Genomic DNA, 23,522 nt, shown 5'->3' on the forward strand with positions numbered 1-23,522 from the left:
CGCGCGGAAAGGACTCACACCATGACTTCGACTCTCAAGATGCTGCGCCCCGCGCTGACGGGCTTCGTGCTGCTCAGCGCGGTCACCGGGCTGCTGTACCCGGCGGTGGTCACCGGCGTGGCCAAGACCCTGTTCCCGTTCCAGGCCGAAGGCAGCCTGATCGAGCAGGACGGCAAGGTGGTCGGCTCCGGCCTGATCGGCCAGAGCTTCTCGTCCCCGCGCTACTTCTGGGGCCGCCCCTCGGCCACCGCGCCGATGGCCAACAACGCGACCGGCTCCGGCGGGTCCAACCAGGGGCCGCTGAACAGCGCGCTCACCGACGCCGTCAAGGCGCGGCTGGACGCCCTCAAGGCGGCTGATCCGCAGAACCCGCTGCCGGTCCCGGTCGACCTGGTCAGCGCCTCGGCCAGCGGCCTGGATCCGCACATCTCGATGGCCGCCGCGCGGTACCAGACCGCGCGCGTCGCCCGCGAGCGCGGCCTGCCCGTCGCGGCCGTGGAACGCCTCATCCAGGCGAACACCGAAACCCGCGACCTCGCCGTCCTCGGCGAGCCCCGCGTCAACGTGCTCAAGCTCAACCTCGCGCTCGACAAGGCGCAACCTGCCCATTGATCCGATCTTCATGAAAACCCGTCTTCTTTCCCTGTTCCTGATCTCCTCCTGCTTCCTGCACGCCGCCGCGCGCGCCGAAGGCGAAGCCCCGGCCGCCGCGCCCGCGCCGGCTCCCGCCGCCGCGGAGCACACCTTCACCGGCAACCTGGGCTTCGTGTCCGACTACCGCTTTCGCGGCATCAGCCAGACCTGGAAGCAGCCCGCGATCCAGGGCGGCTTCGACTACAGCCACAGCAGCGGCCTGTACGCCGGCACCTGGGCGTCCAACGTCTCGGGCAACAGCTACAACAACGGCGCCGGCATGGAATGGGACCTCTACGGCGGCTGGAAGACCGCCGTCGCCGACGGCGTCACGCTGGACCTGGGCGCGCTGGCCTACGTCTATCCCGGCGCGAAGCTGAACGCCGCGCCCGGCCAGCCGACCTCGCACCGTTACGACAACGTCGACCTCTACGCCGCGGTCAACGCGGGCGCCTTCTCGGCCAAGCTGTCCGTCGCCGCGACCGACTACTTCGGCCTGGACAGCGACACCGCCGGCTACGCCTACTTCAGCGCGCTGACGCCCAAGGGCTCGTCCAAGGGCACGTCCTACCTGGACCTGAACTACAGCGCGGACCTGGGGCAGGGCGTGACGCTGGGCCTGCACGCCGGCCACCTGTGGGTGCGCAAGTACGGCGACCTGTCGTACACGGACTGGAAGCTGTCGGTGAGCAAGGAGCTGAAGGACCTCGGCGGCGTGGTCGTCAGCCTCGCGGCGGTGGGCACCGATGCGAAGAAGGACCTGTACCAGGCCGGCGACTCGGCCGCCGCGCGTGCGAAGCGCGTCGGCGGCACCGGGGTCGTGCTGGGTCTGAGCAAGGCGTTCTGACGCATCTGAGGAGAGAATCGCCCGATGCCCGCCGCGCCCGACGAAAGACCTGACCCCGACAGCCTGCTGGCGCAGATCCGCCAGCAGGAGGAGGCGCAGTCGCGCGGGCGGCTCCGGATCTACTTCGGCGCCTCGGCGGGCGTGGGCAAGACCTTCGCGATGCTGCAGGCGGCACGCCACCTGCGGGAGCAGGGCCGCGCGCCGCTGGTCGGCGTCGTCGAGACCCACGGCCGCGCCGAGACCGCCGCGCTGCTCGAGGGCCTGCCGCGCCTGCCGATGCGGCAGGTGGCCTACCGGGACCGCACGCTGCCGGAGTTCGACCTCGACGGGGCGCTGGAACGCCTCAAGGACCAGCCCGAGGCGCTGGTCCTGGTCGACGAGCTGGCGCACTCCAACGTCGCCGGCTCGCGCCATCCCAAGCGCTGGCAGGACGTCGAGGAGCTGCTGGCCAACGGCATCAGCGTCTACACGACGGTCAACGTCCAGCACCTGGAGAGCCTGAACGACGTCGTCGGCGGCATCACCGGCGTGCGGGTGCAGGAGACCCTGCCCGACACCTTCTTCGACCGCGCCGACGAGGTGGTGCTGGTCGACACCCCGGCCGACGAACTGCTCTCGCGCCTGAAGGCCGGCAAGGTCTATCAGGGCGCGCAGGCGGAGCGGGCGGGGCAGCACTTCTTCCGCAAGGGCAACCTGATGGCGCTGCGCGAGCTCGCGCTGCGCCGCACCGCCGACCGCGTCGAGGACGACGTGCAGGCCTGGCGCAGCAACGAGCGCATCGCGCCGGTCTGGAAGACCGAGGCCGCGGTGCTCTGCGCCATCGGCCCGGGCGCCGAGGCGGAGAGCATCGTGCGCAGCGCGGCGCAGCTCGCGCAGCAGCTGGCGGTGAGCTGGCATGCGGTCTACGTCGAGACCCCGGCGCTGCATCGCCTGCCGGACGAGCGCCGCGGCCGCATCCTGCGCGTCGTGCGGCTGGCCCAGGACCTGGGCGCGACGACGGCCGTGCTGGCGGCGCAGGACCCGGCCACCGCGCTGGCCGACTACGCGCGCGAGCACAACCTCTCCAAGCTGCTCATGGGCCGCGGGGCGCCGTCACCGCGCCGCTGGGGCAGCCGCGACCTGGCCGCCCATCTGGGCCGCGCCGCGCCGGAACTGGACCTGATCCAGGTCGGCGCCTCGGCCACGCAACGGGAGACGGACGACGAGGCCGGTCCGAGCTTCGGCGACACGCCGCGCCGCTACCTGTGGGCGACGCTGGCCTGCCTGGCCGTCGCGCTGGCCTGCTGGCCGCTGGCCGGCCGCATCGCGACGGACAACATCGTCATGCTGTTCCTGCTGGGCGTGGTCGCGGTGGCGATGCGATGGGGGCGGGGACCGGCGGTGCTGGCCAGCTTCCTCAGCGTGGGGCTGTTCGACTTCTTCTTCGTCGCGCCCCGCCTGAGCCTGGCGGTCAGCGACGTGCAATACGTGATCACCTTCGCGGTGATGCTGGCGGTCGGCCTGATCACCGGCCAGCTCACCGCGGGGCTGCGCTACGAGGCGCGCGTGTCCTCGGAGCGCGAGGCCCGCGCCCGCGGCCTCTTCGAGCTGACCCGCGAGCTGGCCGGCGCGCTGCAGATCGAGCAGGTCGTCGCCACGGCCGAACAGCAGCTGTCGCAGCAGTTCGGCGGCCGCGCGCTGCTCTACGTGCTGGACGACGACGACCGGCTGCTGCCGTCGCCGACGCAGCCGGCACTACCTCCGGACGATCAGCCCGACGCGGGCACCGCCCGCTGGGCGCTGGACCATGAGCAGGCCGCGGGCCTGGGCACCGACACGCTGCCGGGCAGTCAATGGTTCTACCTGCCGCTGCGCGCGCCGATGCGCACGCGCGGCGTGCTGGCGCTGCGGCCCGGCGAGGCCGGCACGCTGATGCTGCCGGAGCGCCGCGCCCAGCTGGAGACCGCCGCGCGCATCGCCGGCCAGGCGCTGGAGCGGGTGCATTACGTCGAGGTGGCGCAGCAGGCGCTGCTGCAGATCGAGTCGGAACGGCTGCGCAACTCGTTGCTGTCGGCGCTGTCGCACGACCTGCGCACGCCGCTGGCCGCTTTGCAGGGGCTGGCCGAGACCCTGGCCCGGCGCGAGCTGGACCTGGCCGCGGCCGAGACGGCGCGGGCCATCGAGCAGCAGTCGCTGCGCATCAACGCGATGGTGCACAACCTGCTGGACATGGCGCGGCTGCAGAGCGGCGCGCTCAAGCTCAACCGGCAATGGCAGCCGGTGGACGAGGTCATCGGCAGCAGCCTGCAGCTGATGGGCTCGGCGCTGACGCGCCACCGCGTCGTGCTGGACGTGCCGGCGACCCTGCCGCTGGTGGAGCTGGACGCGGTGCTCATCGAGCGCGTGCTGGCCAATCTGCTGGAGAACGCCGCCAAGTACACGCCGCCGGGCAGCGAGATCCGCGTGATCGCGCGCACGCATGGCGCGTCCTCGAGCGACGGGACGTCCGGCGAGATGCGGCTGTCCGTCGAGGACAACGGCCCCGGCCTCCCGCCGGGCCGCGAGGAGGCGCTCTTCGAGAAATTCGCGCGTGGCCACAGCGAGTCGCACCTGCCCGGCGTGGGTCTGGGCCTGGCCATCTGCCGTGCCATCATGCAGGCCCATGGTGGCCGCATCTGGGCCGAGCGCGCCACGCCCGAGGGCGGCGCGCGCTTCAGTCTGGCGCTGCCGCTGGGCGAGCCGCCGGCCCTGCCGACCTTCGACGAGGAAGGCGAGCCGGGTGGCGACCCGGGCCGTGATCCGGGTCATGACGCGACCGGCGCTTCCGTCGCCGGCAGGAATCCGAAGGACAAGGAGTCGCATCCGTGAGCGAGCCGCAGCCGATCGCGCTGATCGTCGAGGACGAGCCGAACATCCGCCGCTTCGTGCGGCTGGCGCTGGAGGGGGAGGGCTGGTCCGTGCACGAGACCGGCACCATGCGCCAGGGCCTGATCGACGCCGGCACGCGTCGGCCCGATGTCGTGATCCTGGACCTGGGGCTGCCCGACGGCGACGGCCAGGACTTCCTGCGCGACCTGCGGGCCTGGTCCTCGGTGCCGGTGATCGTGCTGTCGGCGCGCGGCGGCGAGGAGGACAAGATCGCCGCGCTGGACCACGGCGCCGACGACTACCTGAGCAAGCCCTTCGGCGTCGGCGAGCTGATGGCGCGGGTGCGCGTCGCGTTGCGCCGCAGCCAGGCGCGGGCCAGCGAGCAGCAGGACCCGGCCTTCCGCTTCGGCGATGTCGAGGTCGACCTGGCCGCGCGCCGGGTGCGCCGCGCCGGCGAGGACGTGCACCTCACGCCCATCGAGTACCGGCTGCTCAGCCACCTGATCGGCAACGCCGGCAAGGTGCTGACGCATCGTCAGTTGCTCAAGGCGGTCTGGGGGCCCTCGCATGTCGAGCAGAACCACTACCTGCGCGTCTACATGGGCAACCTGCGGCAGAAGCTGGAGACCGAGCCGGCCAGTCCCGCGCATCTGCTGACCGAGACCGGCGTCGGCTATCGGCTGATGCCTTGACCCGGGCTCGGGCCGCCGAGCGAGCACGCGGCGCGCGTCGCCTGTAGGATGGCCCGCACGCCCGTGACCGGAGGCTCGATCCCTCCGACGATCAGGGGCGATGACTCGACCACTCGCTCAACAGGAGATCGCTCATGATTCAGCAGGCCCAAGTCGAACTCGCCAAGACCTTCTTCGAGCAGTCGAAGCAAGCGTTCGAACACAACTATTCGGCGTGGCGCACGGTGCTCGCGTCGCAGAAGTCGATCATGGACTCGATGCGTACGGCGGGAGCGCCCTTCGCGGTGGCGGCCGATGAGTTCCAGAAACTGATCGATTTCCACGAGCAGCAGTTCCGCGCGAGCTACGACTTCATGACGAAGATGCAGGCGGACTACGCCAAGCTGGTCCAGCAGAAGACCAAGTGAGCGCCTGACGTCGTGACGGCCTTCGACGACGCGCCCGGCGCGCGCTTCAATCGCGCGCACGGGCGCGTCTTCGTTTCCGGGCGCCTGACTTTGGGGCTGATGACGCCGGTGGATGCGCGGCCCGACCGCATGGCCGATGTCGACGAGGCGCTCGCGCTCGCGGCGCTCGCGGACCGGCTGGGCTTCGCGGCGCTGTGGACGCGGGACGTCCCGCTGATGGTGCCGCAGGGCAGCGACAACACGGCGAGCGCGCTCGACGACCCCTTCCTCTGGTTGAGCGCGATGGCCGCGGCCACGCGCGACATCGCGATCGGCGCCGCCGCCATCGTGCTGCCGCTGCGGCATCCGCTGCACGTGGCGAAGTCCGCGCTGTCGCTGGACCGGCTGAGCGCGGGCCGCTTCGTCCTCGGCATGGGCTCGGGCGACCGGCCCGCCGAGTTCGCCGCCTTTGGCGAGGACCTCGACCAACGCGCCGAGACCTTCCGCGAGCGCTGGGCGACCGTGCGCGCGGCGCTGTCGCCGCTCGCGTCGGAGCGCGAGGCCGTGGTCGCGGCCAGCGGCGGCTACGAGCTGATGCATCCGCCGTCGTCGCGCATCCCGATGATGGTGGTGGGCTCGGCGCGACAGTCGCTGCAATGGATCGCGACGCACGCCGATGCCTGGGCGACCTACCACCGCGAGGAGGCGCGGCAGGAAGGGCGCATCGATCTCTGGCAGCGCGCGCTCGCGCAGAAGGGCGTGGGCGGGAAGCCGTTCGTGCAGTCGGTGCAGCTGGAGCTGCTCGACGATCCGCACGCGGCGCCGGAACCGCTGGCGCTGGGGCTGCGCACGGGGCGGCATGCGCTGATCGCCTACCTGCGCCGGATGCACGCGATGGGCGTGGGTCATGTGCTGTTCAACCTCGGACGAGGGCGTCCCGCGCGCGATGTGATCCAGGAGCTGGGCGCCGAGGTGTTGCCGCGGCTGGCGGACCGTCCCTGATCCTGGTGTCGGCGGAGGACCTCACCCCGGGTTGACGCCGCCGAGCGTGCAGTGGAAGAATCGCGCCTCACGCCGGGCGGCCCCGCCCGCGCGCCTGTCCAACCTCTTCGATTCCAGGAGGTGTCCCATGAAGTTCCGTACGTCCATCACCTGCTGATTGCCGACGACTGCTTCCCAGCAGCATCGTGTCGGCGCCGTCTGCGCCCGCGAAGGCTGCGGCACCGGTTCCTGATTCTCCCGACGCCTGCCATGAGGCCGATGGAGCACGAATCTCCCGCTTCTTCCTGCCGCGACGCCCCCCGGTCCTGAGCGACCCGGTGGCGATTCGACCGCGCCTGTCACACGTCCGTCGGTTCCCTGACTCCACCAGGACCCGCCCGCGCCAAGAACGCGGCGGGTGACGGATTCCCATGCATTTGCAATCCCTGCCGCTGCTGCGCTATCCGCGCACGGCGCATCTCGAAGGCAGCCGTCTGCAGGACGGCGATTCCGCGCACGACCAGATGCCGCTCGCGGCGCTCGCGGGCCGGCATGTCGTCATCGAGGAGAAGCTCGACGGCGCCAATGCCGGCGTCTCCTTCAGCGAGGGCGGCGACCTGCTGCTGCAGTCGCGCGGTCACTACCTGACCGGCGGCTTCGGCGAGCGCCAGTTCAACGCGATGAAGATCTGGGCCCTGGCCCATGAGCATCGCCTGATCGAGCGCCTGGAGGACCGCTACGTGCTGTACGGCGAGTGGGCCTATGCCAAGCACAGCGTCTGGTACGACCGGCTGCCGCATTTCTTCAATGAGTTCGACGTCTACGACCGCGCCACCGGCCAGTTCCTGTCGACGCCGCGCCGGCATGCACTGCTGGCGGGATCGCCGGTCCTGTCGGTGCCGGTGCTCTATGCGGGACCGATGCCGACCCAGGCCCCGCTGCTGTGGCGGCTGGTGCGGCGATCGCTGGCGAAGTCGGCCGGCTGGCGCGAGGCCTTCGAGGCCGCGACGCGGCGCGAGTCGCTCGCGCTGGACCTGTGCTGGAAGCAGACGGACAAGTCGGACCAGTCCGAAGGGCTCTACCTGAAGGTCGAGGACGACGCGCAGGTGCTGGGCCGCTACAAGCTGGTCCGGCCGTCCTTCACGCAGACCATCCTGGACAGCGACAGCCACCATGCCCGGCGGCCCATCCTGCCCAATGCGCTGGCCCCCGGCGCCGACCTCTTCGCCGAGCGGCCGACGGTGACCTGGCACGACCTGGGCCTGAGGACCCTGCACGCGATCGATGCGCTGAAGGTGCTGGCCGGCGAGGGCGCCGGACGACGATGACCCCGAGCGGGTCGAGGGAGAACAAGATGAACATGACCTGGAAGGACGTGCGGGCCCTGGTGCCCGCCGATGGCCGGTCCGTGGACGAGCAGGCCTGCCTGGCGGCGTTCCCGGTGCTGGAGCTCGCGAAGACCACGCCACAGGACCCGCGCCACCACGCCGAGGGCGATGTGTGGACGCACACGAAGATGGTGCTGGACGCCTTGCTCGCGTTGCCGGACTACGCCTGCGCCTCGCGCGAGGATCAGGAAGTGCTGTTCCTCGCCGCGCTGCTGCACGACGTGGCCAAGCATGCGGCGACCGTCATCGATCCGGTGACCGGCGCGATCGGTCAGCCGGGGCACTCGCGCATGGGCGCGGTCGACGCGCGCGTGCTGCTCTGGGACGCGGGCATGCCCTTCGCCCCGCGCGAGGCCGTCTGCCGCCTGATCGCCGTGCATCAGGTCCCCTTCTTCGCGATGGCGGATTCGCGGCGGGCCGTGCCGCCCGAGTACATCGTGCGCGAGCTTTCGTGCGCACTGGACCTGTCGCTGCTGGCCACGCTGGCCGAGGCCGACATGCGGGGCCGGATCTGCCAGGACCAGTCCCGCGTGCTCGACAACATCGAGCTGTTCCGCGAGCTGGCGCGCGAGGAGGGCTGCTACGGTCAGGCGCGCGCTTTCGCCGACGCGCACACCCGGGTGAGTTACTTCCGCGGTGCCGACGTGCATCCGGACTACGCGCTGTTCCAGGAACCGGGCTCGCGCGTGACGGTGATGTGCGGGCTGCCGGCCTCCGGCAAGGACACCTGGGTCGCGGCGCATCGGCCGGCGCTGCCCGTCGTGTCCTTCGACGACGCGCGCGAGGCGCTCGGCCTGCGTCACGGGCAGAACGAAGGCGCGGTGGCGCACGCGGCGGTGGACAAGGCCAAGGCGCTGCTGCGGGCACGGCAGCCCTTCGTGTGGAACGCGACCCACCTCAGCCAGCAGATGCGCGACAAGACGCTGGACCTGCTCTACGCCTACGGCGCGGAGGTCGAGATCGTCTACCTGGAGCGCCCGCGGGCGGAGCTGCTGCGGCGCAACGATCGCCGCGACAGCTCGCTGTCCAACAAGGCGCTGCTCGGCATGCTGCGCAAGTGGGAGTTGCCGATGCCGACGGAAGCGCACGCGGTGCACTACCTGCCGGACGCCTGAGGCGCGAGGCGGACGATTCGATCGTCGTCCGCTCGCGTCCCGCTCGGGGGGAGAGGCCCGGTTCAGCGACCGCGCAGCTTGACCGCCGGGAAATCGACCGGCACGTCGAAGGCGACGTTCACGTAGTTGGTGAACAGGTTGAGCGCCACGTGCGCGAGGATCTCGACGATCTCCTCGTCGTTGAAGCCGACGTGGCGCAGCGACTGCACGTCCGCGTCGTTGAGCTGGGCGCGCTCGTGGACGACCTTGAGCGCGAAGCGCAGCGCGGCGTTGGTCTTGGGATCGCTCGATTCGCCGGCTTGCGCGGCGCTCATCTCCTCGGCGCTCGCGCCGGCCTTGCGACCCAGCGCGGTGTGGGCCGCCAGGCAGTACGCGCAGGCGTTGCGGTCGGCGATGGCGACGGCGATCTGCTCGCCGAGCTTGGCCGGGATCACGCCGCCGCCGAGCGCGCCGAAGCTGCCCCACAGGCTCTGGAGCGCGGCCGGCGAATTGGCCACCACGCGGAACATCGCCGGCGTGGCACCGAACGCGCCCTGGATCTGCGCGAGCAGTTCCTGGCGTTGGCCTTGGGCGGTCGTGGGATCGATCAGGGGAATGCGGGACATGGGAATGCCTTTCGGAAGGGATGGTTGAAGGGGTGATCGGAGGAAGGGATGAGCAGCTGCCGGAATGAAATGTGGCGCGTCGGTCAGTAGAATCCGTCGCGATTCGTCCTGGTGTCGTATCCATTCATCCAGATTCATCTGTCGCCTTCACGCCCATGTCCGATCTGCCCGATCCCGCTTCGCAGCCCGCCTTCGATCGCCTGTCCGGCTTGCTGGAGCGGTTTCGCGTGCGGGCGCGGCTGTTCCACAACGGCCCGCTGTGCGGGGTGTCGGTGTTCGACGCGAAGCCCGGACGGGCCTTCCTGCATGTGCTGCGTCGAGGGGAGATGGAGCTGCGTCATCGCGGGCCCGGCCTGCCGAGACGCGTGAAGGTGACGGAGCCGACGCTGCTCTTCTATCCGCGGCCCGTGCTGCACGAGTTCCGCAACCCGCCGCGAGACGGTTCCGACTTCACCTGCGCGGAGATCGAGTTCGACGGCGGCGACCAGCATCCGCTGGTGCGCGCGCTGCCGCCGGTGCTGCTGTTGCCGCTGACCCAGGTCGAGGGGCTGGATCTGTCGCTGCAACTGCTGTTCAGCGAGACGGAACGGCTGCGCTGTGGCCAGCGCATCCTGGCGGACCGGTTGTTCGAGGTCGTGCTGATCCAGCTGCTGCGCTGGCTGGTCGATCGCCCGGAGGTCTCGGAGGTGCGCACCGGTCTGATGGCGGGGCTCGCGGATCCGCGGCTGGCGCGGGTGCTGACCGCGATGCAGGAGTCGCCCGGCGCGGCCTGGACGCTGGACCGGATGGCCGATCTCGCGGGCATGTCGCGCAGCGCCTTCGCTGCGCGCTTCAAGGACGTGGTCGGCGAACCGCCCGCGGCCTACCTCGCCGACTGGCGCATGGCGCTGGCGCAGCAGGCGCTGCGGCAGGGGCGACCCGTCAAGCAGATCGCCGACGAGCTCGGCTACGCGAATCCCTCGGCGCTGTCGCGCGTGTTCACGCAGCGCGTGGGGCAGTCGCCGCGTGCGTGGAAGGAGGGCCTCAGCGCTCCAGCCAACGCGCCATGACCTCGCTCAGCGCCTTGCGCAGACCGGGGCCGTGCGCGGCCGCGTCGCGTCGCAGTTGATCGAGCGGGACACCCGCCTGGGCCAGTTCGCCGGCGTGGCCGATCAGCCATTGCTCCAGCCGGGCCGGATCGCCCTCCAGGTGGAACTGAAGGCCCAGGGCGTAGTCCTCGATGGCGAAGGCCTGATGCGGGCACAGCGGCGTTTCCGCGAGGCTGGAGATGCCAGGGGGCAGGGCGAACTGATCGCCGTGCCAGTGCAGGACGGGCTGACCGCCCGCCAGCGGCGCGAGCGCGGAGTCCCGGCCAGCGTCGGTGAGCCACAGCGGCGAGTAGCCGATCTCCTTCTTCCCGTGCGCCATCGGCTTCACGTCGGCGCCGAGCGCGCGCGCCATCAGCTGCGCGCCCAGGCAGATGCCCAGCAGGGGGCTGCGGTCGGCGAGGCGGCGCTCGATCAGCGCGAGCTCGTCGCGCAGGCAGGGGTAGAGCGCGTCGTCATACGCCCCGATGGGGCCGCCGAGCACGACCAGCAGATCGACCGCGTCCAGGTCGACATCGCGCAGGTCGTCGACGCCGGCATCCAGGGTGATGAAGCGCTCGAAGCCTTGGGACTCGAGCACGGGACGGAGCAGGCTGAGGTCCTCGAAGGCGAGGTGGCGCAGGGCGAGGACGGTCTTGGCGTGCGGCATGGCGAAGGCGCGGCGGGCCGCGCGCGGGAAGACGGACGAGCGGCGAGTATCCCCGCCGCCGTCGCCTCGCGACGCACCGGATCGTCCAGCGGACCTATCGATTCGTACAGGTGGCGCGAGGTCGAATCCGAATCCGAATCCGAATCCGAGCCTGGGTCTGGGTCTGGGTCTGGGTCTGGGTCTGGGTCTGGCCCTGAGCTTGGGCTTGGGCTTGGGCTTCGGCGGGGCTGGGCCGGACCTAGGTCCAGTTCCGGATCAGGCCGGCCGCGGCTGGCCGGCGGTCGCGCCGCCCTTGTGGATCCGCCAGGCTTGCACGGCCATGATGAGGACGAAGACCAGCAGCACCACGTTGACCGCCTGCTTGAAGGCCGGATCGTCCGGGCCGGTGAAGAGCGGCGCCCCGGCGGGGAGTCGGGAGAAGGTCTCGTTGAGGCCCGGGATCATGTGGAAGAACAGCGTGGCGCTGAAGCCCAGCGTCTCCACGTAGGGCGAGAGCCGGCCCAGCACGCGGGTCCGGCGGGCCAGCAGGGCGATGGCCAAGGTCACGAGCGTCACGATGGCCAGCCCGTGAGCGACATTGAAGCCGCCATGCCGGAAGATGCCGAAGGCCGTGAGGCAGGTGAGGACCGTGCTCCAGAGGTAGACGCGGGCGAGGCCGGTCGGCGCGTTGACGCGGCCGTGGCGCAGGAGGCAACCGTAGCCGGCGACCAGCGCGATCAGCGACAAGGCCGTGTGCACGGCGCCGAGAGGGGTGAGACCGAACATGCGAGCTCCTGCGGATTGAGGACTTGTCCGGTCTGGACCGGACCCGCGCGGCGGGCCCGGGTCAGCCGGCGCGGGACACCGGGACGGGACGGCGTCCGCCCCAACCGGGAAAGATAGGCGACGGCGCGCGGATCCGCATTAGTCGAAAGAGGGAGACCGCGACTGGCCCTGGGCGCAGCTGCGATCGAAGAGGCCCTGCACCGGCGCGTCCGCGGTGCCCGGCGGTGGCAGGGCGGGGAGGCTGGCCTGCAGCAGCGAGACGAGGATCTCCTGCGAGCGCCGCTGCCCATGGCCGCGACCGTAGGCCTGGGAGGTGATCGCCACCACCAGGCGCGCGCGCGGCACCACATAGATCTTGTTGCCGCCGTTGCCCGACGCGAACCAGACCGGCACGACCTGGGATCCCACCGGCAGCAGGCGGAAGTACCACATGCGGCCGTAGGCGTCGGCATAGGGATCCTTGTCGGCGATGGACACGCGGGGCTTGAGCATCATCGCGATGCCGCCGGCGCTGACGATGCGGCGCCCCTGGTACTCGCCGGCGCAGCGCACCATCTCGCCGATGGTGGCCAGCCCGCGCGTGGTCAGCCACAGGTTGCCCTGGCCCTTCGTGTGGCCCGCGGCGTCCTTGTCCCAGCGCCAGGCGCCGAGACGCAGCGGGCCGAAGAGCGCCTTCGCGCCGAAGTCGGCGAGGTCCTCGCCGGTCGCGCGGGCGACGACAAGGCCCGCGGCCGAGGCAGTGAGCGAGTTGTAGCGATAGACCGTGCCAGGCGCTTCGCGGGCCGGCACCGACAGCGCGAACGCGGCTGGATCGGGCGCCTCGTCCATGCGGTCCTCGTGGCCGGGCGACGCGGAGACCTCATCTTCCGCGTCCAGACCGGAGCGCATGGTGAGCAGATCGTCGATGGTGGCGGCGCCGATCGGCGATCGCGCCGCCTCGGGCCAGTACTTGCCGACCGGATCCTGGGCGCTGGCGATCGCGCCGCGGTCCAGCGCGATCGTGGCCAGCAGGGCAGTGACGCTCTTGCCGGCGGAGCGGACGTCGTTCAACGAGTCCCGGGTCGCGCCGTTGTAGTAGCGCTCGGCGACGACATGCCCGTTGCGCAGCACGACCACGCCCTGGAGCGTCTTGTCCGGGTCCTGCTCCCAGCGCGCGAGTGGTGCCGCGAGGTCGATGCCGCCGCGCGGGTCTTGACCTCGACCTGCGCCGCGCTCGTCGGCGGTCGAGGTCGACCGGCAGCCCGCCAGCGCCACGAGTCCGATGACGAGGATGACCCCGAACGCTCCGATGGTCGGCCTCCGGCTGGCCACCAGATGCCGGTCGGTACTGACACCGACACCGACACCGGCACCGGCACCGACGCCGACTCCTACGCCTACGCCGGCAGCGGCAGCGGTGGTGCCAGCGGCACTGACTCCGACTCCGACTCCGACTCCGACTCCGCCACGACGAACGCCATCGCCATCGCCATCAGCCTCGGTCTCGGTCTCGGTCTCGGTCTCGGTCTCGGCTCTCCCTGGGGCGCCGACGAGGGCGGCGGGAAGCGCGGGGCCCGTGAGGCGGGCGAACGGGCGTGCGAAGGCGAGTCTGCGCATGGGGTCGGCTCCGGGAGCTGCGGCGGGACGGAGGCTCGCATGCTCGCCGGACCGGCGAGGAAAGTCACGAGGGCCTTCCGCCCCTGGGGCTCAGGCCGCCCGCGCGCCGCCGAAGACGGGTGGCCGGTCCAGCTGGCCGATCCAGTGGCGATAGAGCGTGCCCGCCGCCTGGCGCAGCCGGGCCAGGCGTTCCGGCAGGCCGGCGAGGATCTCGGCCTCGCTCTGCACGGTCAGGCCGCGACCGCGGCGGAGCTCGTCGCGGCCATGGGCGCACCAGTCGCGCAGGCTCTGCTCGGTGACCTCGAGGTGGCTTTGCAGGCCGATGTGCGGACCCAGCGCGAAGCCCTTGTTCAGACAGTTCGAGCCGAACAGCGTGCGTGTCGCGCCGCGCGGGATCTGGAAGCTGTCGTAATGCCAGTTGAAGCTGAGCAGCCGTTCCTCGCCGCCGAACTGGTCGCGCGCGGCGGGCGTGATCCAGAGCTCGCGCCAGCCGATGTCGGGGCGGGGATTGCGAGCGACGCCGGCGCCCATGGCGCGGGCCAGCTGCTGCGCGCCGAAGCAGTGGCCGAGGATGGGGCGGCTCAGGCGCAGCGCGTCGATGAGCAGCGACTGCTCGGCGCGTATCCAGGGCAGTCCGTCATGGACGCTGTGGTCGCTGCCCAGCATCACGACGCCGCTGAAGGCCGCGGCGGTGCGGGGCAGGGGCTCGCCCAGATCGGGGCGGAGCAGGTGGACGGGGATGTCGTGGGCGCGCAGGCACTGCAGCAGGTAGCCGGGCCCTTGCGCGGCCTCGTGCTGAAGGATCAACACCGGTCTCATGCGGAGGGGCGCCGGCTGTCGCTCGGCGCCATGGTTGCGAGGCCTTCAGCGTAGGGAGCTGCGCATCAAGGCCGAGGCAAGACCTGGCGCGGGGGTGTCAAGAAGGTATCAAGGGCGACGGCGAGTGCCCTGCGCGTCGTGGCAATGGCGCAGACCGTCGCGCAAGTGCGATTCGCCTCGACGCCCACCCATGTCGATCACGGGGCCGACTTGAATCGGTGGGCGCTCGTCGCGCGATGTCCCGATGCCACAATCGCCGGATGAATCCGCAGCCCTCGCGCCCGCCGCGCGTCACCATCCAGACCGCCGATTTCGACCTGTCCGCGGAGACCCTCGCGCTACGCGCCGAGGACGGTGGCGTCGGCGCGGTGGTGAGCTTCGTCGGCACGGTGCGCGACGGCGCCGACGGCACGCCCGTCTCGCTGATGGAGCTCGAGCACTACCCCGGCATGACCGAGGCCTCGATCGAGGCCATGATCGACCAGGCCTTCCAGCGCTTCGACATCCGCGGCGCGCGCGTGATCCATCGCGTCGGCCCGCTCCGGCCGCGCGACCAGATCGTGCTGGTGCTGGTGAGCTCGCGTCATCGTGGTCAGGCCTTCGAGGCCTGCGAGTTCCTGATGGACTACCTGAAGACGCAGGCACCGTTCTGGAAGAAGGAGCACGGCCCCGACGGCGCCCGCTGGGTCGACGCCCGCGTGTCCGACGACGAGGCGCTCGCCCGCTGGGGCATCGCCGTCCAGGGGAACGGGCCATGAGCGCGGGACCAGCCGCCATTCGCTTTCCGCGGCCGCTGAAGCGGGGCGATGTGGTCGCCGTCGTGGCGCCGTCCTCCGGTGTGCGGGACCCGATGCACGGGCGGCTCGACAGGTCCCTCGACATGCTGCGGGAGCGCGGGTTCATCGTGCGCGAGGGCCGCTCCCTGCGGCAGCAGCTCAAGGGCGCGAGCGCCAGCGGACGCGAGCGCGCCGCGGAGTTGATGGCGGTGCTGCTCGACCCCGATGTCGCCGCCGTGATGCCGCCCTGGGGGGGCGAGCTGGCCATCGAGGTGCTGGAGTTTCTCGATTTCGAGCGCCTGGCCGCCTCGGCGCCCAAGTGGTTCAGCGGCTTCTCGGACCTGTCCACGGTCCAGGTGCCCTTGCTGATTCAGGCGGGCTGGGCCTCGCTGCATGGCCCGAACCTGATGCAACTGTGGGATCCGGCGCTCGACGCCGTGTCCGCGCGGATCTTCGACCTGTGGACGGGCGCCGGTGACCGGCGCCAGCCCGCCGCGCCGTCGACCGTCGCGCGCCGGCTGGAGGGCGGCGACCTGCCCACGGTCATCGAAGGCCGGCTGATCGGCGGTTGTCTCGATGCCTTGTCTCGTCTGGCGGGAACGCCATTTGGCGACATGGCCGTCTTCCGCGGCCGCTTGGCTGGCGAGCGCCCCATCGTCTTCTTCGAGATCGCTGAACTCCCGCCCTTCGAAGTCGCCCGCGCGCTGCGCGGGCTGCGTCTGGCCGGCTGGTTCGAGGAGGTCGCCGGCGTCGTCTTCGGTCGCAGCGCCGTGGCCCCGGAGATCGCCTCGGGCGGCGACTTCACGGAGCTCGACGCCATTCAGCGGGCCCTCGGCGACCTGCCTTGTCCGGTGCTGCTGGACCTGGACATCGGCCATGTCGCCCCGCAATGGTCCATCGTCCAAGGTGCAAGGTCTCGACTGGACGTGCGAGAGGGCCAGGTGGCGCTGATTCAACAGCTCGAATGAAGTCTTTCACCCGCCCCGTGGGCGCTCACGGCAAGAAGTTGGGCGCATCTCTTGCCGAAGCCATGTCTTGAAAATAAGGGACACAGTCCCATTTCGGTTCGCAACGGAGGTTTTTCCCATGCGAGTAGACAAGCTCACCACCCGATTCCAGGAAGCGCTTGCCGAGGCCCAGAGCCTGGCGGTCACGCGCGACAACCCCTACATCGAACCCGTCCACGTCCTGTCCGCCATGCTGGCGCAGGACGAGGGCCCCAGGGCGCTGCTCGAGCGCGCCGGCGTCAAGGTGCCGGCCCTCAAGGCCGCCACCGATTCCCTGCTCACCGCGCTGCCCCAGGTGCAGGGCGAGGGCCAGCAGGTCCAGCCCAGCCGCGACCTCATCGGCCTGCTCCAGTCGGCCGAGAAGGAAGCGTCCAAGCGCGGTGACCACTTCATCGCCAGCGAGATGTTCCTGCTGTCGCTCGCCGACGCGAAGTCCGACTTCGCCGGCGTGGTGCGCGGTCACGGTCTGACCCGCAAGGCGCTCGAGGCTGCCATCGAGGCAGTCCGTGGCGGCCAGAAGGTCGACAGCCAGGAGTCCGAGAGCAACCGCGAGTCGCTCAAGAAGTACACGCTGGACCTGACCGAGCGCGCCCGCCAAGGCAAGCTCGACCCGGTCATCGGCCGCGACGACGAGATCCGCCGCGCCATCCAGGTCCTGCAACGCCGCAGCAAGAACAACCCGGTGCTCATCGGCGAGCCCGGCGTGGGCAAGACCGCCATCGTCGAGGGCCTGGCCCAGCGCATCGTCAACGGCGAAGTGCCCGAGTCGCTCAAGGACAAGCGCGTCCTGGTGCTGGACATGGCGGGGCTGCTCGCGGGCGCCAAGTTCCGCGGTGAATTCGAGGAACGCCTGAAGTCCGTGCTCAAGGAAGTCGCGGCCGACGAAGGCCGGATCATCCTGTTCATCGACGAGATCCACACCATGGTCGGCGCCGGCAAGGCCGAGGGCGCCATCGACGCCGGCAACATGCTCAAGCCGGCGCTGGCCCGCGGCGAGCTGCATTGCATCGGCGCGACCACGCTGGACGAGTACCGCAAGTACGTCGAGAAGGACGCCGCGCTGGAGCGCCGCTTCCAGAAGGTGCTGGTCGACGAGCCCAGCGTCGAGGCGACCATCGCCATCCTGCGCGGGCTCCAGGAGAAGTACGAGGTCCACCATGGCGTGGAGATCACCGACCCGGCCATCGTCGCCGCGGCCGAGCTCTCGCACCGCTACATCACCGACCGCTTCCTGCCCGACAAGGCCATCGACCTGATCGACGAGGCCGCCGCCAAGATCAAGATCGAGATCGACTCCAAGCCCGAGGCGATGGATAGGCTCGACCGCCGCATGATCCAGCTCAAGATCGAGCGCGAGGCCGTGCGCAAGGAGACCGACGAGGGCTCCCAGCGCCGCTTCACCCTGATCGAGGAAGAGCTGCTCAAGCTCCAGCGCGAGTACAACGACCTGGAGGAGATCTGGACCGCCGAGAAGGCGCAGGCCCAGGGCTCCGCGCATGTGAAGGAAGAGATCGACCGCATCAAGTTCCAGATCGAGGAGCTCAAGCGCAAGGGTGACTTCAACAAGGTCGCGGAGCTGCAGTACGGCAAGCTGCCCGAGCTCGAGAAGCGCCTGAGCGAAGCCCAGGCCAAGGAAGCCGGCAAGGCCAAGGACAAGACCGTCCCGCAGCTGCTGCGCACCATGGTCGGCGCCGAGGAGATCGCGGAAGTCGTGGCCCGCGCCACCGGCATCCCGGTCGCCAAGCTGATGCAGGGCGAGCGCGACAAGCTGCTGCAGATGGAAGACAAGCTGCATGAGCGCGTGGTCGGCCAGGACGAGGCCATCACCGCGGTGGCGGATGCGATCCGGCGCTCGCGCGCCGGGCTGTCGGATCCGAACAAGCCGCTGGGCAGCTTCCTGTTCCTGGGCCCGACCGGCGTGGGCAAGACCGAGCTGTGCAAGGCGCTGGCGGGCTTCCTGTTCGACAGCGAGGACCACATGATCCGCATCGACATGAGCGAGTTCATGGAGAAGCACTCGGTCAGCCGGCTGATCGGCGCGCCTCCGGGCTATGTCGGCTACGACGAGGGCGGCTACCTGACCGAGGCCGTGCGGCGCAAGCCCTACAGCGTCCTGCTGCTGGACGAGGTCGAGAAGGCGCATCCGGACGTGTTCAACGTGCTGCTGCAGGTGCTGGACGATGGTCGTCTGACCGACGGCCAGGGCCGGACGGTGGACTTCAAGAACTGCGTCATCGTGATGACCTCGAACCTCGGTTCGCAGCACATCATGGCGCTGCAGGGCGAGTCCGACGAGGTCGTGCGCGAAGCAGTGTGGGGCGAGGTCAAGGGCCACTTCCGGCCCGAGTTCCTGAACCGCATCGACGAGACCGTGATCTTCCATGCGCTGGGCGCGTCGCAGATCAAGTCCATCGCCAAGATCCAGCTGAAGCAGCTGGAGCAGCGGCTGGACAAGCTGGAGATGAAGCTCGACGTCAGCGAAGAGGCGCTCGACGAGCTGGCCAAGGTGGGCTTCGATCCGGTCTTCGGCGCGCGTCCGCTGAAGCGCGCGATCCAGCAGCGGATCGAGAACCCGCTGTCCAAGCTGATCCTGCAGGGGCGCTTCGGACCCAAGGACGTGATCCCGGTCGGGGTCGAGTCCAGCGGCAAGGGCGAGCCGGGCGAGTTCAGCTTCGGACGGGTGGTCCACTGACCGCCTGACCCCGGCAGGACGACCACGGCATCCGCACGGGGTTCCGGAAACGACAAGGCCCGCTTCGCGCGGGCCTTGTCCTTGGTGGGCGCGACGCGCGCGGCGCCTCAGGCGCGCAGCACGTCCAGCACCTCGGAGCGGAACTCGCGCTGGTACAGCACATAGATCACGCCCGCCGTGGCGAGCGCCAGGGCCCAGGGCGAGAAGAACCACGCCACCACGGGGAAGGCCAGGTAATAGCCCCGAAGGCCGTCGTTGAAGGCCTCGGCGGCCATGCCGACCACCGCGCCGGCGCGGTCCGCGAAGTGCTCGCGCGCCGCGTCGCCCTGTTCCTGGAAGGTGCCGGCCTCCGGCGCCGAGGCCACCAGCAGCGCGCCGAAGGTGTACTGGCGCATGCTCCAGGTGAAGCGGAAGAAGGCGTAGACGAAGATCGCCGTCAGCAGCACCAGCTTGAGGTCGAACACCAGGGCGCTGGTGCGCACGGTGAAGGGCAGTTCCAGCACCATGGCGCTGGTCTTCTCGCTGGCGCCCAGCGCGGCCAGCAGGCCGCCGATGATCAGGATGGTCGTGGAGGCGAAGAAGGACGGACTGGACAGCAAGGCCTGGCTGACCGCGCCATCCAGCACCCGCATGTCACGGTAGGTCAGCTGCAGCATCCATTGCCGGCGCACGCGGTTCGTGATGGCCAGCAGCGATCCGCGGCTTTCCGCATGGCGCTTCGAGAACTGCGCGTACCCGATCCAGCCGACGAAATAGAGCACCAGGGAGACCCAGTCGAACAGCGGAAGCGTGGCGAGCAGCGAGCGAAGCGATTGCATCGCGGCAGTGTAGGCGGCGCCCGGTGACGGTCGCATCGGGGACAGCCGCAACACGAGGGGCCCGATATGGCGACGGCGGGTCCGGCACGCTTGGCGCCGGACCCGCCGTCGGGCGGTCTCGGGAGATCCTGGACCCCGGCCGGCACGGCATCACGCCGTTCCGGCCGGGCGGGCCGATCAGACCGGCAGGTCGAACACCAGCACCTCGGCGTCCTGGCCGGCCTCGATCACGAGGCGGTCTTCCTTGGCCAGCTGCAGGGCGTCCCCGGTCTCCAGCGCCTCGCCGTTGACCGTCAGCTTGCCGCGCACCAGATGCACGTAGGTCAGGCGGTCGGCGGCCAGCGGCCGCTCGGTGCGTTCATCGCCGTTGAACAGTCCGGCATAGAGCCGGGCGTCCTGGTGGATGGACACCGAGTCCTGCGCGCCGTCCGGCGAAGCCACCAGGCGCAGCTGCCCGCGCTTGTCGGCCTCGGCGAAGTGCTTCTGCTCGTAGCCCGGGGTCACGCCCTGGCGGTCCGGCATGATCCAGATCTGCAGGAAGTGGGTCTGACCGTCCTTCGAGTGGTTGAACTCGCTGTGCCGCACGCCCGTGCCGGCGCTCATCCGCTGCACGTCCCCGGGGCGGATCACCCCGGCGTTGGCGCCGCCCGGCGTGCCGTTGCCCATCGAGTCCTGGTGCGCCAGCTCGCCGCTCAGCACGTAGCTGATGATCTCCATGTCCCGGTGGCCGTGGGTCCCGAATCCGGTGCCGCCGGCGATGCGGTCCTCGTTGATCACGCGCAGCGGGCCGAAGCCCATGCGGCGCGGGTTGTGATAGTCCGCGAACGAGAAGCTGTGGAAGCTCTTCAGCCAGCCGTGATCGGCATAGCCACGGTCCGAGGACTTGATCAGTTCACGCATGTCGTTGCTCCTTGTTTGCTTGCGATGGGTCTCACTGTAGGGATGCCGACCTCCTCCGAGGGGGAGGGGGCTTGAAGCCAGCATTCAAATAAGATGAAGGGATGTCACAGCAAGACAAACGACGAGTGCTGACGCCCGAGGCGCTGGCGATGATGGACAGCATCGCGCGCAGCGGGAGCTTCGCGGCGGCGGCCCGGGAGATGGGGAAGGTGCCCTCGGCGCTGACCTATTCGGTGCGGCAACTGGAGGACGCGCTGGACGTGCTGCTGTTCGACCGCAGCTCGCGCCAGGCCGTGCTGACCGCGGCCGGCCACGAGCTGCTCACCGAGGGCCGCCGGCTGCTGCAGGAGATGGACGCCGTCGCCAATCGCGTCAAGCGCGTGGCCACCGGCTGGGAGAGCGAGCTCACCATCGCCTTCGACGACGCGATCGCGCGGCGGGCGCTGTTCGACCTGATGGACGCCTTCTACTCGCAGGCCGAGGACGGCAAGCCGCCGCCGACGCGGCTGCGGCTGCGCACCGAGGTGCTGTCGGGCACCTGGGAGGCGCTGACCTCTGGCCAGGCGGACCTGGCCATCGGCACCAGCGCACAGCCGCCGGGGAGCTCGGTGGTGTGCGAGGTGCTGGGACCGATGGAGATGGTCTTCTGCGTCGCGCCGCACCACCCGCTGGCGAGCTTCGAGGGCGTGCTGACCTCGGCCGACATCGCCCGGCACCGCATCGTCGCGGTGGCCGACACCGCCCGGCATCTGACGCCCATGACCATCGGCGTCGTGCCGGGGCAGGAGGTCCTGACCGTGCCCTCGATGGCCATCAAGCTCGAGGCGCTGCTGCGCGGCCTGGGCGTGGGCTCGCTGCCGACGCCGATGGTGAGGCGGCATGTGGACGCCGGGCGCCTGGTCATGAAGGAGACCTTCCAGGGGCGGCGGATCTCGCCCATGCATTACGCGTGGCGCAACACGGGTCACCGGCCGGCCAAGGCGCTGGCCTGGTGGCTGGAGCGGCTGCGCAGCGAGGCGACCCGCAAGTCGCTGCTGGAGCAGCACGAGGGCCTGCTGCTGTGAGCCGACCGCCTGGAGCCCGCGACGGCTCGGGCCACGGGCCGGGGCCGGAGCAGGCGTTGCCCGAGGCGCCGGACCACGCGCGCGGGGGGCTCCGCTATGTCGGTCGCTTCGCGCCGTCGCCGACCGGGCCGCTGCACGAGGGCTCGCTGGTCGCCGCGCTGGCCAGCTGGCTCGACGCACGGGCCCACGACGGACGCTGGCTGGTGCGGATCGAGGACGTCGACGGCCCGAGATGCCCGCCGGGCGCGGACGCGGTGGTGCTGTCGCAGCTCGCGCAAGCGCGACTGCTGCCGGACGAGCCGCCCGTCTGGCAGTCGCGGCGGAACACGGCCTACGAGGAGGCGCTGGCGCGTCTGAAGGCCGCGGGCTGGGCCTACCCCTGCGGATGCTCCCGCAAGGACATCGCGGAAGCCGTCGCGGCGCGCGGCGATCAGCGCGAGCGCCATGGCGAGCTCGTCTATCCCGGCACCTGCCGCCACGGCCTGAACGGCAAGCCGGCGCGCGCGTGGCGACTGCGCAGCACGGCGAGCCGCGCGGGCGACAGCGATGGCGCGGACCGCGTCGGCCACGCCGCGGACGGCGATGGCGAAGGCGCGCACGACCTGCGCATCGACTGGATCGACCGCCGGCTCGGCGCGCAGACGCAGGACCTGCCGGCGGAGGTCGGGGACTTCGTGCTCAAGCGCGCCGACGGGCTGTGGGCGTATCAGCTCGCGGTCGTCGTCGACGACGGCTGGCAGGGCATCACCGACATCGTCCGCGGCGAGGATCTGGCCGACAACACGCCGCGCCAGATCCGGCTGCAGCAGCTGCTGGGGCTGCCGACGCCGCGCTACCTCCACACCCCGCTCGTGCTCGGCGAGAACGGGGAGAAGCTCTCCAAGCAGAACGGCGCCCAGGCGCTGGATCTGGGCGATCCGCTGGCGGCGCTGCGGCGTGCCGGCGCCCGCCTCGGACTGCCCGCGATCGACGCCACGACCCCGCCGGACTGGCTGGCCGGCGCGGTCTCCGCATGGCGCTCACACCTGCACACGGGCCAGGGCCTTGCGCGGCTGGCATGATCGCGGTTTCGCATTCGCGCATTTGGGCGCCCGTCCGGGCGCCCGCATCAAGGAACCAGCAATGAAGACGACCGACAGCGGCCTGCAATTCGACGACACCACCACCGGCACCGGCGCCACCGCGCGCGCCGGGCAGGACGTTCAGGTCCATTACACCGGCTGGCTCTACAAGGACGGCGAGAAGGGCGCCAAGTTCGACTCGTCCAAGGACCGCAACGAGGCCTTCGAGTTCGAGCTCGACGGCGGCATGGTCATCAAGGGCTGGGACGAAGGCGTGCAGGGCATGCAGGTCGGCGGCACCCGCGTGCTGGTGATCCCGCCCCATCTGGGCTACGGCGCCCGCGGCGCCGGCGGCGTGATCCCGCCGAACGCCACGCTGATGTTCGAGGTCGAGCTGCTGGGGGTCTCCGGCGGCGCCGAGGCCGTCGAGCTGAACGGCCTGGTCAAGACCGCCAGCGGCCTGCAGTACGAGGACACCGTGGTCGGTGAAGGCGCCGTCGCCGAAGCCGGCAAGCGCGTCACCGTGCACTACACCGGCTGGCTCTACAAGGACGGCCAGCGCGGCCGCAAGTTCGACTCGTCCAAGGACCGTCGCGACCCGTTCCGCTTCCACCTGGGAGGCGGCGAGGTCATCAAGGGCTGGGACGAGGGCGTGCAAGGCATGAAGGTCGGCGGTACCCGTTTCCTGGTGATCCCGTCGGAACTCGGCTACGGCGCCTACGGCGCGGGCGGGGTGATCCCCCCGCACGCCACGCTGCTGTTCGAGGTCGAGCTGATCGCCGTCTGATCGCGGTCC

At 70.6% G+C, this 23,522-nt stretch carries 22 protein-coding genes and 1 pseudogene; 16 read left to right on the forward strand and 7 right to left on the reverse strand.

The window, feature by feature from the left end:
• The first annotated feature begins 21 nt into the window (after positions 1–21).
• The 8 genes from kdpC (at position 22) to MCHT01_RS07230 (ending at position 8,889) form a co-directional block, all read left to right on the forward strand.
• Entirely contained in the window at positions 22–612 is a 591-nt protein-coding gene (gene kdpC, locus MCHT01_RS07195) for a potassium-transporting ATPase subunit KdpC (RefSeq protein WP_067064143.1), read from the forward strand.
• Positions 613–622: 10 nt separating this feature from the next.
• Entirely contained in the window at positions 623–1,480 is an 858-nt protein-coding gene (locus tag MCHT01_RS07200; protein WP_067064144.1) for a TorF family putative porin, read from the forward strand.
• Between the two features lie 24 nt (positions 1,481–1,504).
• Entirely contained in the window at positions 1,505–4,327 is a 2,823-nt protein-coding gene (locus tag MCHT01_RS07205; RefSeq protein WP_084452110.1) for a DUF4118 domain-containing protein, read from the forward strand.
• Positions 4,324–5,019 carry a two-component system response regulator KdpE gene (gene kdpE / locus MCHT01_RS07210; RefSeq protein WP_067064145.1) on the forward strand — a complete coding sequence of 232 codons (696 nt, stop codon included), beginning with the start codon at positions 4,324–4,326 and terminating at the stop codon, positions 5,017–5,019. The genes MCHT01_RS07205 and kdpE overlap by 4 nt, the downstream gene beginning before the upstream one ends.
• A gap of 134 nt (positions 5,020–5,153) precedes the next feature.
• Positions 5,154–5,426, forward strand: a complete 273-nt coding sequence (locus MCHT01_RS07215) for a hypothetical protein (protein ID WP_067064146.1) — start codon at positions 5,154–5,156, stop codon at positions 5,424–5,426.
• 12 nt (positions 5,427–5,438) lie between these two features.
• A complete protein-coding gene (locus MCHT01_RS07220; RefSeq protein WP_067064147.1) occupies positions 5,439–6,407 on the forward strand; it encodes a TIGR03571 family LLM class oxidoreductase in 969 nt (322 codons plus the stop codon).
• 410 nt (positions 6,408–6,817) lie between these two features.
• Positions 6,818–7,714, forward strand: a complete 897-nt coding sequence (locus MCHT01_RS07225; protein ID WP_067064148.1) for an RNA ligase family protein — start codon at positions 6,818–6,820, stop codon at positions 7,712–7,714.
• A gap of 32 nt (positions 7,715–7,746) precedes the next feature.
• Complete coding sequence (locus MCHT01_RS07230) at positions 7,747–8,889, forward strand: AAA family ATPase (protein ID WP_067064358.1); 1,143 nt, start codon at positions 7,747–7,749, stop codon at positions 8,887–8,889.
• Between the two features lie 62 nt (positions 8,890–8,951).
• Here the strand turns inward: MCHT01_RS07230 and MCHT01_RS07235 are convergent, their stop codons facing one another.
• The gene (locus MCHT01_RS07235) at positions 8,952–9,494 is read right to left on the reverse strand and encodes a carboxymuconolactone decarboxylase family protein (protein WP_067064149.1); all 543 of its coding nucleotides are present in this window, start codon (positions 9,492–9,494) and stop codon (positions 8,952–8,954) included.
• A 155-nt stretch (positions 9,495–9,649) separates the two neighbouring features.
• Between MCHT01_RS07235 and MCHT01_RS07240 the strand changes: the two genes are divergently transcribed.
• The gene (locus MCHT01_RS07240; protein ID WP_067064150.1) at positions 9,650–10,543 is read left to right on the forward strand and encodes a helix-turn-helix transcriptional regulator; all 894 of its coding nucleotides are present in this window, start codon (positions 9,650–9,652) and stop codon (positions 10,541–10,543) included.
• On the opposite strand, the gene MCHT01_RS07245 is transcribed toward MCHT01_RS07240, so the two are convergent.
• The 4 genes from MCHT01_RS07245 to MCHT01_RS07260 form a co-directional block, all read right to left on the reverse strand.
• Positions 10,518–11,228 (reverse strand): glutamine amidotransferase, encoded by a 711-nt coding sequence (locus MCHT01_RS07245; protein ID WP_067064151.1) that lies wholly within the window; start codon positions 11,226–11,228, stop codon positions 10,518–10,520. The two genes, MCHT01_RS07240 and MCHT01_RS07245, sit on opposite strands and share 26 nt — an antisense overlap.
• A 255-nt stretch (positions 11,229–11,483) precedes the next feature.
• The gene (locus tag MCHT01_RS07250; protein WP_067064152.1) at positions 11,484–11,993 is read right to left on the reverse strand and encodes a DUF2306 domain-containing protein; all 510 of its coding nucleotides are present in this window, start codon (positions 11,991–11,993) and stop codon (positions 11,484–11,486) included.
• A 138-nt stretch (positions 11,994–12,131) separates the two neighbouring features.
• The gene (locus MCHT01_RS07255) at positions 12,132–13,304 is read right to left on the reverse strand and encodes a serine hydrolase domain-containing protein (protein WP_218017879.1); all 1,173 of its coding nucleotides are present in this window, start codon (positions 13,302–13,304) and stop codon (positions 12,132–12,134) included.
• Positions 13,305–13,679: 375 nt separating this feature from the next.
• Entirely contained in the window at positions 13,680–14,399 is a 720-nt protein-coding gene (locus tag MCHT01_RS07260) for a type 1 glutamine amidotransferase (protein ID WP_439956155.1), read from the reverse strand.
• Positions 14,400–14,668: 269 nt separating this feature from the next.
• On the opposite strand from MCHT01_RS07260, the gene MCHT01_RS07265 reads away from it, so the two are divergent.
• The 3 genes from MCHT01_RS07265 to clpB all read left to right on the forward strand — a co-directional run bounded on the left by MCHT01_RS07265 (position 14,669) and on the right by clpB (position 18,883).
• Entirely contained in the window at positions 14,669–15,166 is a 498-nt protein-coding gene (locus MCHT01_RS07265) for a molybdenum cofactor biosynthesis protein MoaE (protein WP_067064154.1), read from the forward strand.
• Positions 15,163–16,152, forward strand: coding sequence for a S66 family peptidase (locus MCHT01_RS07270; RefSeq protein WP_067064155.1), 990 nt, complete (start codon positions 15,163–15,165; stop codon positions 16,150–16,152). Before MCHT01_RS07265 ends, MCHT01_RS07270 begins: the two co-directional genes overlap by 4 nt.
• A gap of 118 nt (positions 16,153–16,270) precedes the next feature.
• Positions 16,271–18,883, forward strand: coding sequence for an ATP-dependent chaperone ClpB (gene clpB / locus MCHT01_RS07275; RefSeq protein ID WP_067064156.1), 2,613 nt, complete (start codon positions 16,271–16,273; stop codon positions 18,881–18,883).
• 107 nt (positions 18,884–18,990) lie between these two features.
• Here clpB and MCHT01_RS07280 read toward each other — a convergent pair whose 3' ends face one another.
• Both MCHT01_RS07280 and MCHT01_RS07285 read right to left on the reverse strand, forming a co-directional pair.
• Complete coding sequence (locus MCHT01_RS07280) at positions 18,991–19,701, reverse strand: DUF599 domain-containing protein (protein WP_067064157.1); 711 nt, start codon at positions 19,699–19,701, stop codon at positions 18,991–18,993.
• Positions 19,702–19,878: 177 nt separating this feature from the next.
• Entirely contained in the window at positions 19,879–20,601 is a 723-nt protein-coding gene (locus MCHT01_RS07285; protein WP_067064158.1) for a pirin family protein, read from the reverse strand.
• 101 nt (positions 20,602–20,702) lie between these two features.
• On the opposite strand from MCHT01_RS07285, the gene MCHT01_RS07290 reads away from it, so the two are divergent.
• The 4 genes and pseudogenes from MCHT01_RS07290 (at position 20,703) to MCHT01_RS27305 (ending at position 23,513) form a co-directional block, all read left to right on the forward strand.
• Positions 20,703–21,665 (forward strand): LysR family transcriptional regulator, encoded by a 963-nt coding sequence (locus MCHT01_RS07290; protein WP_067064159.1) that lies wholly within the window; start codon positions 20,703–20,705, stop codon positions 21,663–21,665.
• A 56-nt stretch (positions 21,666–21,721) separates the two neighbouring features.
• Complete coding sequence (gene gluQRS / locus MCHT01_RS07295; protein ID WP_067064160.1) at positions 21,722–22,726, forward strand: tRNA glutamyl-Q(34) synthetase GluQRS; 1,005 nt, start codon at positions 21,722–21,724, stop codon at positions 22,724–22,726.
• Positions 22,727–22,787: 61 nt separating this feature from the next.
• A pseudogene (locus tag MCHT01_RS27300) lies at positions 22,788–23,132 on the forward strand (FKBP-type peptidyl-prolyl cis-trans isomerase); the annotation flags it as partial.
• A gap of 33 nt (positions 23,133–23,165) precedes the next feature.
• Positions 23,166–23,513 carry an FKBP-type peptidyl-prolyl cis-trans isomerase gene (locus tag MCHT01_RS27305; protein ID WP_245643193.1) on the forward strand — a complete coding sequence of 116 codons (348 nt, stop codon included), beginning with the start codon at positions 23,166–23,168 and terminating at the stop codon, positions 23,511–23,513.
• Positions 23,514–23,522 lie beyond the last annotated feature (9 nt).

It is taken from the genome of Mitsuaria chitosanitabida ATCC BAA-476 = NBRC 102408 (genome assembly GCF_001598255.1).
GTDB lineage: Bacteria > Pseudomonadota > Gammaproteobacteria > Burkholderiales > Burkholderiaceae_C > Roseateles > Roseateles chitosanitabidus.

Coding starts and splice junctions, on each gene's coding strand:
- MCHT01_RS07265 (WP_067064154.1), top strand. CDS start 14,669: ATGAATCCGCAGCCCTCGCGCCCGCCGCGCGTCACCATCCAGACCGCC.
- MCHT01_RS07270 (WP_067064155.1), top strand. CDS start 15,163: ATGAGCGCGGGACCAGCCGCCATTCGCTTTCCGCGGCCGCTGAAGCGG.
- clpB (WP_067064156.1), top strand. CDS start 16,271: ATGCGAGTAGACAAGCTCACCACCCGATTCCAGGAAGCGCTTGCCGAG.
- MCHT01_RS07215 (WP_067064146.1), top strand. CDS start 5,154: ATGATTCAGCAGGCCCAAGTCGAACTCGCCAAGACCTTCTTCGAGCAG.
- MCHT01_RS07240 (WP_067064150.1), top strand. CDS start 9,650: ATGTCCGATCTGCCCGATCCCGCTTCGCAGCCCGCCTTCGATCGCCTG.
- MCHT01_RS07245 (WP_067064151.1), bottom strand. CDS start 11,228: ATGCCGCACGCCAAGACCGTCCTCGCCCTGCGCCACCTCGCCTTCGAG.
- MCHT01_RS07285 (WP_067064158.1), bottom strand. CDS start 20,601: ATGCGTGAACTGATCAAGTCCTCGGACCGTGGCTATGCCGATCACGGC.
- MCHT01_RS07200 (WP_067064144.1), top strand. CDS start 623: ATGAAAACCCGTCTTCTTTCCCTGTTCCTGATCTCCTCCTGCTTCCTG.
- MCHT01_RS07290 (WP_067064159.1), top strand. CDS start 20,703: ATGTCACAGCAAGACAAACGACGAGTGCTGACGCCCGAGGCGCTGGCG.
- kdpC (WP_067064143.1), top strand. CDS start 22: ATGACTTCGACTCTCAAGATGCTGCGCCCCGCGCTGACGGGCTTCGTG.
- MCHT01_RS07235 (WP_067064149.1), bottom strand. CDS start 9,494: ATGTCCCGCATTCCCCTGATCGATCCCACGACCGCCCAAGGCCAACGC.
- MCHT01_RS07250 (WP_067064152.1), bottom strand. CDS start 11,993: ATGTTCGGTCTCACCCCTCTCGGCGCCGTGCACACGGCCTTGTCGCTG.
- MCHT01_RS07225 (WP_067064148.1), top strand. CDS start 6,818: ATGCATTTGCAATCCCTGCCGCTGCTGCGCTATCCGCGCACGGCGCAT.
- MCHT01_RS07205 (WP_084452110.1), top strand. CDS start 1,505: ATGCCCGCCGCGCCCGACGAAAGACCTGACCCCGACAGCCTGCTGGCG.
- MCHT01_RS07230 (WP_067064358.1), top strand. CDS start 7,747: ATGACCTGGAAGGACGTGCGGGCCCTGGTGCCCGCCGATGGCCGGTCC.
- MCHT01_RS07280 (WP_067064157.1), bottom strand. CDS start 19,701: ATGCAATCGCTTCGCTCGCTGCTCGCCACGCTTCCGCTGTTCGACTGG.